We start from the raw sequence: 13,188 nt of genomic DNA, 5'->3' as shown, positions 1-13,188 counted from the left end.
TTTTAAAATGGTAAATCGTCATCTTCAACAACATTATTGTTAGTATTGGGTCTTGAAGGTGTAATTACATTATTGTTATCTGCTACATAATCTTCTTCCTCTAAAGTTCCGTGCCGTAGAGCATTTTGTAAAAAGGCTAGGTTTTCTCTCTCGTAATAAGTATGGCTGTTGTTTAATAAAAATATGTTGCTTTTAGATCGGGTTAATACAACATATAAATCTTCATCGTTAACAATGTTATATTCGTTGTTTTTCCAAAAATTATAACTGTGGATATTCGGAATAATTACGGTATCAAATTCCAATCCTTTACAGGATTTGAATGTTGTAACGTGAACTCTATCTATTCTATTTAGAATCTGTTGTTCAGAACTAAACATTGTACAAGCAACTCCTCTGTCTTGTAGCGCAGTATAAATGGATTGAACATTACTCTGATAAGGCGCTAGAATAACAATATTGTGGGTAGCCTCTGAGAAATTATTTATAATCCCGATAATTGCATTAATCTGTTGATTATCATCATTACCAATATTAATAAGTTGAGGCTTTTGTCCAGTTCTATTACCATCCTGCCTTACTTCATCTGGAAAGACAGATCTCACAAATCTTGAGATTTCTCTTGTGTTTCTAAAATTGGTATGAAGTGTAAATTCTCTGTTATTAAATTTACTTTGCAAATCAACTTTTTTACTACACCTTTCAGGAAAGAGAATTTGATTATCATCTGTAGTATAGGAAATTGATTGGCAGTGATTGCGCAAAACATCATATTTAGATAGTTCAACATCTTGAGCTTCGTCTACAATAATTTCTGCATAACCTCCGGTTGGATTATTACTCCATCGATACGTTCTGTCCACATTTGTTGCTGCATCTGCATTTATAGTTCTACAAGTTTCTTTTAAAAACCGTTCTAACGATTTGGTATAGGTAACTAAAAGACTTCTTTTATTACCTGTGTCGTAATTACGTATATGTCGCCATAAACCAATAACACTTTTTCCTGTTCCAGGTCCGCCAGAAACAGCGACAGCTCCAGGATAGTTTAACACCGTTTGTTGATCTGGTGTTAAATCAGTAATTATTGGTAGTTGAAAATTATATGCCATACTCAAAATTTATTAATATTAATTTCCCGTAATCATTTCTGAGAATTGATTCTCTTTATGTTTCTTATAGTTTTTTAATGCTTGTTCCTTAGAAGTGTTTGCATAACAATATACACATTCGTGTGGACAGGTATTATATTGCCCAATATCTTTACTCATAATACAACCGCACGCTTCACGCTGGCCTTTGTCTTTAAGCATTTTTGTTTTTTTGACTTTGATTGAGGGATCAAATAAAGTCGCTTCTTCAAATTTTACGCCTAGAAATTTCATTAATAGTTCATCTTCACTAAACAAGTCAATCATAAGGTCGTCATCAATACATTTATTGTGTTTAACGTCATATTGCTCTAATGGGATTCTTTCTGCACAGGTAGCTAATTCTAAATTCCAACTTTTATTCAATTCTTGAAGTCCCATTGCTAATTGATGCATAGTTCCTTCTGTGAACTCTATATAATTGATATTTTCTTTTTTCAAGTTAATTGCTACCTTTTTATATATAGCAATATCTGCAAAACTAAATACTAGTTTTCTTGTGTAGTTTTTAAGTTGATCTCCTATATGTTTAATTCTTTGAAGCAATTCCTCAACATCAATTTCGTCTGTTAAAATCATTGGGTCAAAACGCCAAACCACCCGTTCTTTCCCTATGCGATTTGATAATTCAATAAAGGTTTTTATTCTATTTTCCAATCTAGGCACTTTACCCTCATAACCTTCTTTGTCATAATCATTTAAAGAATATTGGAAATAGTAATTTTGCACATTCTCATTTAAAAAATCAATATGCTTGAACATCGGTTTTGGATTTTTTGTCCAAAACACAACACATCTTGTGTTTTTGAAAGCGACGTATGAAGGAACTCCATTAAAGGGATTTATCCATTTTACATAGCCTTTTTTCCATCGTTCTACGAACCAGTCGGCATAAAATGTAGGGATATCGGTAGAGCGACTTGCGGATATAATTACCGGTGCTTGTGCGCTGACAACTTCACCTTCATCATTTTGTATGTCTATTTTTTTCCACATTATTTTATGACTCTAAAAGTTAAATTAACCCGTTCACCTAAAGGTTTCTTTGTTTTTGGAATTTGATGCTTCCAAAAATGCTGTAATTCGCCTTGCATAATTAGTAAACTACCGTGTTGCAAAAGGATATCGATACGTTCATTAGAATCTTTATGTTTTAACTGAAACTTACGTTCCGCTCCAAAATTTACAGAAGCAATTACTGGATTTTGTCCCAATTCTTTTTCGGCATCTGTATGCCACGAAATAGAATCACTTCCGTCACGATAGCGATTAAGCAATACACTATTAAAAACAACATTGGCTTTGGGTTCAATATCATTTTTAACTTTTATTAAGCCTGGACTCCAAGAGTGAGGTTGTAATGTAATACCTGAAAAACTATAGGGTTTATCATTATCTCCATACCACGCTGTTAATCTTGGGAATGGAATTTCTTTACCATATATTTTCATAGATTCTTGTTTCCATTTGATATCTTCTATCAGTCGCTTAAAATATTTATCCGCGGTGGCTTTATCATAGAAATCAGGGAAATAGATATATTCCCCATTCTGTATTTTAACAGGCTTGCCGTGTTCTGGCGGTGTTGAAAACATATCTATTGTATCCATAATTATTGTATTTCTGTTACATCTATCCAATCAAACTTCCTCACTTTATCCTTTGCCTTTTTATCGTTTAACCCGGATACTGGTTTGATGATAGTTCCAAACTTATTATAGTTCACAAGCACGCCATCGTCTAAATCTATGGCGATACGTTCTGTAGCTAGTTTAAATAACTCACGGTCGTATTCTTGTAGTTCAATGACTACTTTGTTGATACGGGCTTGTTCTTTTTCTGCGCTGACTTTTTCTCTATCTGTACCCACATTTTTAACGTGGTCCAGTTGTTTGTCTTGCGCTTTTAGCTTCTCTAGGTATTCTTTGAGATAACCGTTGAGTACCGTGTTAAGCGTGTTTGGGGTGTAGCGGTGCATATAGATTAGCGCGTTGAATGCGCCAGAAGGCGATGAGAACATCCAGTAGATAGGCCGTTTTTTATAACGCTTTACGTGATCTGTATAAAAAGTCTTTAAAAAGTACTTGCGTATATCGCCTACACAGTCTTCTACAAAAGCTAGGTTTTTATCAAAATGGGGGATACCGAAGGTAGCTTTTAAAAAGGCATAAAAACGACCTACAATATCATCTTCAAACCACTCATTGTCCAAAATAGGAATCACATTATCATCGTCAGGAATATAGGTAAGGTCATCCAGCGTTTGGAATTTGGAATTTGATTTTTGTAAGTTCTCAAGGTAATCCTCGAGTGTCTCTCCTTGATTCGCCAAAATTAAACCGGGTTTATCTAAGCTATAACGCCCAAACATACAGCCTACTGCATAGCTAATAAACTGCGCCATAATTTCGCTTTCGCGAAAGACTAATTGCCCATCTGTAATACTTGATTCTTCTCTTATAATTGTTATATCATCTAACGGTACTTGAGGTGATAGTTCGTCTTTTAATTCATAAATTTCTATGAACTGACGGTTAATTTCTTCCTCGTTTCTATGCAATAGAAAAAATTTATTGTGCCAATATTTGCAATAACTGTCATAAGCTTCCTCGATATCTTGGCCATTAATCCTAAGGAGTTCGTTTTGAGAAAACAACCAAGAATCTTCTCTTGAATCCCACTCTTTCTTAGATAATGAAATGTTTTCATTTACTAGCTTTACTATTTTTTTCTTTTCATCTAAGTTTTTTGGATAAATAACAGGAACTACAGCAATATTTTCAACTTGAAAATTTATTGTTGGATTTATCATTTTTAATAAAGCTAGTCCAACGTTAGAACTTATTAAACTTTGTAAATAGAAAATATCTTCTCTTTCATAAGGAAAAACTCCAGAGCCTGATACATCCCATAGAAATCCTTTTGGGAAATATCTTGTAGCAAGTGTACTAGCGCTGATGTAAGTCCAAGTTAGATATTCTCTAAAAAAATATTTTGAAAATCCTTTTTTTCCTCTAGTAAAATCTTCACCCTTGGAAGACCAATTGACTATATAATCTTGATTACCGTACCATTTTCTAAATTTACCGCCTTTATTATAGGGTACCCAGTTTGTTTCTTTTACTATTACATCCTCAGTTTTTTCTGCATCAAATTTTATTGTCGCTAATTTAACTTCTTGCCAAAATCTCAAAAAATAATCATTGCTACCAGTTATAATGCCCTGAAAAGTATCTCCAACATCGATGACAGTTTTGCTTTTAGCAAAAATCTCTTTTACTCTTTCGCTAGCCCAATATGCTATTGGACTTCCAGCTATTTTGTTAAAACCACTTTGATCAGTTGAATAATAGCCATAATTAAAGTCAAGAAATATGGATTTTATTTTCTCAACAGTACGAACTTTTACGTGCTCTTTAAATAATCTTCTATAAACACCTTTTAAATGATTATCCTTATTTTTTTTAAAAGTAAAAGCAACTGATCCAAAGTCTGAACCAAAAACACCTCTACCTAAATGTAGAAGACTGTCAATATTATATTCTTTGAGCATTTCTACTCGGTAGTCAGCAAATGAGGATAAAAACATCCACGAAGGAAGATTAATCATTCCTACAAATCCATTTTCAAATAACTGAAATTGAGCTCTTTCCATAAAACAAACCATTAAGTCAGCTCTGCTTTTCGGGTAGTTTGATCTAACCCATTTACCTAAAACTGGATTCATTTTACTTTCACCCATATATGGAGGATTGTCTACAACGCAATGGTATTTTCGCGAAAGCGCACTTAATTGAACAATAGCTTGTAATACACCTCTAAGATTATGTCTATGAAAGAGGTCAGTATTATTCGCTTTATTTGCTAAAGAGATTCTTACTTTTTCTAAGTCTTTAGCATTGGTATGCGGTATTATAAGCGACCCAAGATTAGTGGCTTGTTGCATTGTTTTCAGGTCGTGCAATAAGGCATCACTTAGTGCTTCATCTACTGCACTAAAAGTTGCTTTTATATCTTCTTCAGTAATCTGTAAGTCTTGATAGCAGGGAATATTAGGGGTAATATCCTTAGTAAACACACGACGGTAGTATTGTCTTGCTTTCAACATTAATGCTAATCCTGCAAGTTGAGCTGCACGCGTATCTATTTCAAAACCGAAAAGGTTTTTTTCTATAATGTGTGTTGGGATATCACTTTTGTTATAGCCTTCTTCTTCATAAATTATAGAAAGTAATTCAAAACCGTAAACGAGTATATGGCCACTACCACAAGCTTGGTCCAGTAGTGTGATATCTTCTACGCTATCAATTTTGAGATAATCGTCTGCCGTAACGCTGGGCGATTCTATAAAATAGGGCATATAGTCGCGCAACTTAGATTGTGGGTTGTTTTGCATCCACAATTTACCCACGGTATTTTGAACCATATACTCTACAATCCATCGCGGTGTAAATAATTGCGTTGCTGCGGGTATATCCTCTTTTTTTACTTTGCTTTTACTGGCAAATACCTGATCCTTCTTTTCTGAAATGTAGAACTGATAGAGCCAACCTATAATTTCCACTTCTGCGCAATCTTCTGGCTTCATCCCAATTCTAATATCTTCTATGATAGAAAAACTAGAAATTAAATCGTCCGGCAACAACAACTCTGCATAATCATCAATCTTTTCAAACAGAAAAGGAAGTATTTTGCTTAAATGATTGCACGCCCCAACCAATAGCGCTGCATACCCTTCATTTTGAGCATCGGTACTTGGTATTTTTCCGTCGAGTAAATCATAAATCCGCTGGTGTTGTACCGGCAATTCTTCAGGGATATTACCTTGTTTGGCTTCTTGTAATATGGCGGGTAGCGTTCCACCTTCCATAGGACTTACTACAGAAACCCCTATAGGTTCATAAGCATTCACATCCATAAACCGTAAGGCTACAAAGCGGTTAAACCAAGTGTAGGCGACGGTGTCTATCACTTCAGCTTTAGACGTTTTATTAATGGCTTCTTGTAACTTTTTTAAATGGCCAGCTTTTTCGCGTAATTCTACACTATCCGTAGTCAAAACCTTTTCAAGTTTTGCACCTATCTGGTCTATGAGTTTTACGCGGGCGTCTTGCGCAAAGCGTTTTAGTTGGTTGGTGTTCATTTAACTGGTATTCTATATGTTATTTTTATTTTGTACTTAGGCTTCATTAACTCTTTCACTAACTCCTTCACTAACTCCTTCACTAACTCCTTCACTAACTCCTTCACTAACTCCTTCACCAACTCCTTCACCAACTCCTTCACCAACTCCTTCACTAACTCCTTCACTAACTCCTTCGCCAACTTCTTCGCCAACTCCTTAACTAACTATTACATAAATCCTTACTTAAGAATGTATGTCAAGTTATTTAAATTGCTGATAATGCTAATTCAGACATTCCATAAACATCTGGGTGCTTTAGATTTAATACTAAGTAATTTTTATGATCCAATGACCTCCAAAAGTTGGGCTTCCTTGACGTTCTATCACACCTGCATCTTTCAGTTTTGTAAAATAATCTTTTATACTTCTCGAACTAACGCCTATTGTTTTTGCTGCTTCTTTTGCGGTAATTTTTTTATCAAAAATGATAAGTAATAGTAAAATCACTGTGTTGTCTCCGAAGTGTTTCCGAAGTGTTTCCGAAGTGTTCCCGAAGAGTTCCCGAACTGTTCCCGAACTGTTCCCAAACTGTTCAGAAATAAATTGCTTAAAACCTTCATAGTTATCAGATAGAATAGTCATAACAACCTCTAAGTCAGCAGGCTCTTCATTTAATTCGTTTTGAAGTCTCTCTAAAGCCGCTGTGAAATCTTTGAGCTCGGTTTCCGAAGTTTTCACAGTTTCCTCTTGTTGATGCGTATATAATTTTAAAATAGTCGCATCAAAACTAATGTCGTATTCGGGCGCTGTATTGTTATATGTTTTCCAGTTTGCTTCTATGCGGTCAAAACCATAACCAGCGTTTTCTGCAAGACGTACCATTCTAAATAATTTTGTGATGAGTGGATTGCGTGGTAAGGATAAATCTTTTGCTTTTAACTCTTCAATTGGTTTCGGCAATCCGCCCGGGTTATAAAACTCAATATGGTTTGTAAAGATGCGTATGCGTGAGTGCGCAGGCGCAAAGTAATCGGCGTGCATTAGCATATTCACCAATGCTTCACGTATGGCTTTTAAACCGGGAGAGAGTTCTTGGCCAAAACCTTGATCTGTTAATTGAAATTCAACATCAACCTCTGGTTTTAAGCGTTTAAAACATTCAAAATAATAATCCCAAAGGTTTTCAAATTCCCCTAAGCGGAAACTATAATTTGAGCTTGCTTCGGAAATGGATTTACCTTCTATTTCTAAGAGATCAATTCTAAAATCTGGAAAATGCTTTTCTATAGTATCTCGCTTTCCTAAAAACAAAAGTCCCGAGTAGGTGAGTTGCCCATCATCCAGAACACGCAGTTTTGAAAGGAAAACATCTTCATCAAAACGGTTGTAGCTCACGTCTGGATTAAAGCGCGCCATATAATCGCGATATTGCTTGAGCGATGTAACGTCAATATCATCTTTAGACGTATTGGGTGCCAGTTCAGATGTTTTCGTGCCAAAGCTTTGGTCTCTATAAAAGGCATCTATTTCATTTTTACGCGCTTTTTGATCACTACTTGATCTGCGAATAAACGTATTGGCCTGCGTATTGTAATACACAGGTTTTTGGGCCGAAACAGGAATGTAGAATGCCAGAACTGTTTTGCCATCAATAACATAACGCTGTTGTTTTGTATCTACAAACACATTAAACTTCTCACCTCGAAGGGTATTTAAAAAGTCCTGTTCTATCTTTTCGGCATTGGTGACGCCTTGAATTTCATAGCTATTACCGATTTCTTTAATCCCAAAAACAAGCCAACCACCAGAGGTGTTAGAAAAAGCACTCACAGTTTCCCAACAAGATTTTGGTACAGACGCTTTAGCTTCCTTTACCTCAAAATCTTCCCATTCCAGATCGTTTAGCTTTGCTATGAGTTCCTTTTTGGTCATCTACTTTAAGTTGATCTTAATGTTTTCATTTATACGCTTTAAAAAAGCTTCTCGAAGTGCTTCGACATATTCGTTTACATCATCTTCAGACACTAATTCATTCTTTTCATAATCGACGTGAATTTGTGAGCGTCTTATATACTTTGCTATGGGTTCTGCCGCTTTACCTGCTTCTTTTTTTGGTGCAGCCATATTGGCCATAAGGTTTAAGGCATCTGTATGGATTTGAGATAATTGCTGTTTAGATTGCCTGATGTTTGCAATAAAGCGCTCATTTGATATGGCGTTTTTCTTATCGCTTAAAACTTTTACGACATTCAATTGCTGATCTGTATCGAGTGTTTTAAACGCAGGGCGATTACTTATGTCATCTATATATTCTTCTGCCGCAGCTATAAAACCAGTCTTTTCCTCTTTGATAAGTTCAAGTACTTTTTTAGACAATTCGTCTTTTGCAGCTTTTGCCAGCTGCACACCGCTTCCTTTGTAAGGTGTGTCGCTTTCTATTAGCGTTTTGAGTGTGTCCAGCTCATCACTTTGAATGTAATCGAAGTTTGCGGTATTGCCCTCTAACAGTGCTTTAACATCGTCATAAATATTACGTTGTTCTCCATTCATAAAACGTTGAATGGGGGAGAGTATGTCTTCTTTAGTGTCTAATAATTCATCTTCAAACTCAGAAAGCTTTGTGATGAAATAGCTATACTCCTTCTTTGACCAGCGGTCTAATTTTTCTGAAAATGGTTCCAGACTTTTAAGAAATGGATACGACTGTTTACGAGCCAGTAGTTGATCTACATCGATACGCATTTGTATAAGTCTTTCCTTAAAGGCTGAAGCAACATCTTTTGCCTCACGCAAGGAGCAACTTTCATCGAAGGCATCCTTGTATGCGTCTTTCAATTTTTTAACAGCGGTTGCATCAAAAGTAGCTTGCGGATCTAGAATGGTGTTACCGTGATGGGAACTATTTAGGAGTGCGTTTAAAAATGCTTCGTTCTCTAAAAGGTTAGAATCCTGTTTTGCTTCAATTTTTCCTCTTTTATAGAGCTTTGCCGTAACAGTCCAAATAGCATTTGGATACCAGCCATACGGTTTTTTAATAAATACATTTTTAATATCATTGAGCGTTGTACGATCGCTCCGATTTTTTCGCTTTAAAATCTCACTTAAAATTTCTCCTTCCGCCTCAGAAATAGTAGTGTCATCATTTGTGAACAGCGCATCTGGTGCTGTGCGAATGGTATTCTTAATGGTATCTTCAGAAAAAGAAACAGACTTCAGCATACGCAGATTAGGATACACTATAGCAACCAGTTTTTGAAATGCATTGATAACGCGAGTCTTTCCGTCACTGGAATTTGTCATCTCCAATTTACTTCCGTTTAGGAATACTTGTGACTCTGCTAATGCTTTGTTGGCCATAAGAATCAAATTCTTCTTGCGGATTACATTTTGCATCGACTTTTCTTGAAGGATACGAGCTACTTGAGGTCTTGTTCCAGAGCCTCTATTTTGCATTTCATATTTGGCTGTTTTGATAAACATTCTTACGTCGTGCATAAAAGTCGCGTTAGAAGCAAGAACTAGCTTCATACCGGTACTTCCCATAGTTTGGGATTGTATGAAGGCTTCATTATCATAATCTTGATAATTATCGGTAATAATCTCTATTTCCAATTCCTTCTCACGACCGAAGAAACTACCGTCTATTTTACTAGTAAAATCATAATCCTGTTTGTTCTCTAGATATTTTATTTTGTTATCTCTTATGATTTCATCAAAAAGGATTTCTTTGAGCAACTGAGTAATTGCTTGCTCATCAATATCCGTGTTTTTTATTTCTTCTTCTACATCCTTTTCATCATCGGTTAAAAACTCAAAAATATCGCCGTTGCGTTGCACATAACTTTGATTTTCAAGAATAGTCAATGCCGTATCAATCTTTGCTTCGTGATCTTTAAGGTTAACGTTAATATCGTCTATGAGCAATACCGAAATATTACGTTTTGTTGTTTTAAAATTTCCAAAATACTTTACCAGAAACAATGCTTTAAGAACCTTTACTGCAAAGCGGTCGTCCAGTTGTTTTTCGGCAAGAATGATAGATTGCTGGATTTCCCCACGTAATTCATTACGAATACCTTCAAACATTAAATCGAAACTTACCAGCGCATTTTTATCGCGTTCTTGAATGGCTTTAATTACCTGTTGAAATACACCCAGCATAGAACGTTCTCCCACGGAAGCGTGTTTTCCTTGAAAGGCGTTATGATTTGATAATGCAATTCTACACTGCTGAAATAAATCGAATTGATATGGGACAAAGGGAAATTTATTTGCGTAATCATTATTGTCCTTATAGCCTCTAAACTGAACTCCAGCCTCAGAAAATGACAATAGGGATTCTAAGTGAGGGCCATTCTTTTTATGCGCATTGGCTAACTCTTCTTGTGCCTTATCATTTTTATCGAGCAAGCGCTTTTCAATTACTTCATCCACGTTGGCAGAAGTAAGCGGTATTTTTATTTTGAATCGTGCCTGAATACGGGAAAAGTCATTTTGTTGGCTCTTGTTCATATCGCCTACCACGGTTTCCATATCCTCTTGAGAGGTAACTAAAAGCCAAGAATCACCTTTTGTTTTGGTTGCTAATGTTTCAGCAATGGTTTGCAGGTTCAGCATTAACTTGGTGTTGTCACTTATGTACTGACCTACTTCGTCTACAAAGAAATTTAACCTAAAACCTTTAGGTTTTGAATCAATATAAGTTTTTACGCGATTGCAAAAGTCTTCAATGGACTGTTTGTTTTTATCTTCTAATTCGTCAAGAATATTTTCATATTTTTCAGGGCTCTCATTAAATACAGTCGCTAAAATATCTTTTACTTCCAAAACGAAATATTCTAAACGATCTACTTCCCAAGATGTATCATTTACCTTTTTATATTCAGTTTTAAAAGCTTCATATTTTCCTTTTCCATCCAACCACATTTCAAACTCTGCTACGTGAGGTTGAAAGCCGTAATATCCCAGATGATCATAAAACACTTTGTAGAATACAGATAGAATCGCATTAGGATCTTCCTTACTGGTAATCTGTGCTTGTTGATCAATATTGAATAGTATAGACTCGGATGGAATACGTGTGGCGTTTAAGATATCACCTTTGAGCATCTCGTCGTTGTCTACTTTTTCTGCAAACAACTCTCCAGATTTCCAGCCATCGTGTTCTTTGTTTTCTAATACGTAAGACAAGATTTTCAATAAGTGGGATTTACCACTTCCGAAGAAACCAGAGATCCAAACACCATTTGCACCAGCATAATCGTTATAGGCTTGAAAGAAGTCTCTAATTTTCTTTCCTATTTCATTAGTAATGACATATTCAGTGACTTCTGTAGAAATGTTATCACGGTCATCTGCCTTAATAACTGTTTCAATAGGACGGTCTATAGGTTTTTCAAAATATTGTTTTATCATAGTTTAGCTTCTATTTTATCCATATTAAATGCACGGTAGTAATTATCATCTTTTAATAGACCAAAAAGGTTTAATGTATGGCCGTTATAATCTCCAGGAAAGAAAGCAACTGTGGGTGCTTCTTTTGCGATATTTTGAAGATTGTTAAGTACGTTATGAGACCGTATAAACGGAAATACGAGACCTATTCCTGTTAAGAAATACACCTTTGCATTATTAGATTCTATTTTTTGTTTTATTAGTGGCATCAGTACTTGATGCATATTAAGAGAAGATTGTAATGCGCTTAAAAACTTGTCTTTAGATTTTGCTTTTTCAACTTTAAACATTCGTTCCATTCCACCTTTAGATTCTAAAATCTCGCAAGCAAGATGGTAAAGGTTTAACTCTAAAATGGGCACTCCTTTATTTTCTAACTTCTTTTTCAGTAAACGTATTTCTTCTCTACAAGCAATTTCTTCTTCAGCTTTGTAAGAGGAAATGAAAAAGGGAATTTCTCCCCCTAAAGATTCCTTGTTCAGAAAATTTGATGAAGAAATGACATTGAACAAATGTTCAAATTTATGTGTAAGATTCCCCATACTTAAGCTTTTAAATTTTCAATATCAAAATCACTCAATAAGAAAATTTTGAATAACTCCGCGTTGTCTGCAAGTATGGCTTTTCGTGTTTCAGATTCTATAATTTGTGGTTGTATCATTTTTGATCTTACATTGTTTATCAGTCCTGCTTGTTCTAATATTTTGAAGGTAACTTGCTTTACTTTCTTTTGTGTAACTTCGGTTAGTTTATTCATTTCTGAATGGTATTCTGCTTTGCGACGAAAGAAAGAGATGTAATCACCATCTGTGATTTCGTAATCGTATACGAGGTATTTTTCACGAACAACCTCAAGAATAAAATCACGAATGAAATGGAAATGTTTACAAGCGGCAATAAATGTTATTTCATTCTGAACCTTATAGCTGCCCTCTAATAACGCTTTTACCTGACTCTTGGTTAAGGTGTCAATCCATTTACACATCTCTTTAAAATAACGTCTACCAGTAGCTCTTTTGCCGTTACCTAGGATGCTTTCAATATCTTCAACCGGATTTTCAAATAGATGCTTGGCTACAAGCACAAATTCTCTCGTGCGTAGAGAAGCCGCAGTAAATGAAAAATTATATGTCTTTTCTGCAATCATTGATGCGTTAGCTCTTTTAAAGGTATATCAAGTAATTCACTGATTTTCTGATAATTTTTTAGGCTAGGCTCACTCTTACCTTTTACCCAATTACTTACAGAAACTTGGCTTACACCAATTTTATTGGCGAGCCATTTTTGTTTTACTCCTTTTGATTCGAGAAGTTCTTTAAGCATATTCAGTTTAATAAAAATTAAAGTTTGTCTTCATTGTAAATATAGAAAATTTGCTTTAACAAAATTAAAATTCATCAAATTATGCTTGTGTAATATTTTAAAAACAAATAATCTTAAGAATAGATTTATTGAATG

At 35.1% G+C, this 13,188-nt stretch carries 10 protein-coding genes; all 10 read right to left on the bottom strand.

Translation table 11 applies throughout. The features are described from left to right. Positions 1–2: 2 nt before the first annotated feature. A complete protein-coding gene (locus G440_RS0110890; RefSeq protein WP_026451339.1) occupies positions 3–1,112 on the bottom strand; it encodes a 3'-5' exonuclease in 1,110 nt (369 codons plus the stop codon). 18 nt (positions 1,113–1,130) lie between these two features. Beyond that, positions 1,131–2,147 carry a DUF1848 domain-containing protein gene (locus G440_RS0110885; RefSeq protein WP_034259401.1) on the bottom strand — a complete coding sequence of 339 codons (1,017 nt, stop codon included), beginning with the start codon at positions 2,145–2,147 and terminating at the stop codon, positions 1,131–1,133. Then, positions 2,147–2,761 (bottom strand): alpha-ketoglutarate-dependent dioxygenase AlkB family protein, encoded by a 615-nt coding sequence (locus G440_RS0110880; protein WP_051285305.1) that lies wholly within the window; start codon positions 2,759–2,761, stop codon positions 2,147–2,149. Before G440_RS0110880 ends, G440_RS0110885 begins: the two co-directional genes overlap by 1 nt. Before the next feature lie 2 nt (positions 2,762–2,763). Continuing rightward, the gene (gene pglX, locus G440_RS0110875; RefSeq protein WP_026451336.1) at positions 2,764–6,294 is read right to left on the bottom strand and encodes a BREX-1 system adenine-specific DNA-methyltransferase PglX; all 3,531 of its coding nucleotides are present in this window, start codon (positions 6,292–6,294) and stop codon (positions 2,764–2,766) included. Then, on the bottom strand, positions 6,291–6,488 hold the full coding sequence (locus G440_RS0110870; protein WP_026451335.1) for a hypothetical protein: 198 nt from the start codon (positions 6,486–6,488) through the stop codon (positions 6,291–6,293). Before G440_RS0110870 ends, pglX begins: the two co-directional genes overlap by 4 nt. A gap of 115 nt (positions 6,489–6,603) precedes the next feature. Further along, positions 6,604–8,208 (bottom strand): RNA-binding domain-containing protein, encoded by a 1,605-nt coding sequence (locus G440_RS0110865; protein WP_026451334.1) that lies wholly within the window; start codon positions 8,206–8,208, stop codon positions 6,604–6,606. Continuing rightward, entirely contained in the window at positions 8,209–11,691 is a 3,483-nt protein-coding gene (gene brxC / locus G440_RS0110860; RefSeq protein ID WP_026451333.1) for a BREX system P-loop protein BrxC, read from the bottom strand. It lies immediately after the preceding gene. Further along, positions 11,688–12,272: a DUF1788 domain-containing protein gene (locus tag G440_RS0110855; protein WP_026451332.1), complete on the bottom strand. Its 585-nt coding sequence runs from the start codon at positions 12,270–12,272 to the stop codon at positions 11,688–11,690. The genes brxC and G440_RS0110855 overlap by 4 nt, the downstream gene beginning before the upstream one ends. Positions 12,273–12,274: 2 nt before the next feature. Next, a complete protein-coding gene (locus G440_RS0110850; RefSeq protein ID WP_026451331.1) occupies positions 12,275–12,877 on the bottom strand; it encodes a DUF1819 family protein in 603 nt (200 codons plus the stop codon). Beyond that, positions 12,874–13,053, bottom strand: a complete 180-nt coding sequence (locus G440_RS0110845; protein WP_084426720.1) for a helix-turn-helix transcriptional regulator — start codon at positions 13,051–13,053, stop codon at positions 12,874–12,876. Before G440_RS0110845 ends, G440_RS0110850 begins: the two co-directional genes overlap by 4 nt. Positions 13,054–13,188 lie beyond the last annotated feature (135 nt).

Origin of the sequence: Aequorivita capsosiphonis DSM 23843, assembly GCF_000429125.1 — a bacterium.
In the GTDB taxonomy this organism is placed as follows: domain Bacteria; phylum Bacteroidota; class Bacteroidia; order Flavobacteriales; family Flavobacteriaceae; genus Aequorivita; species Aequorivita capsosiphonis.
Note: the sequence above shows the minus strand (reverse complement) of the source record. Positions and strands in the feature narration are given on the sequence as shown.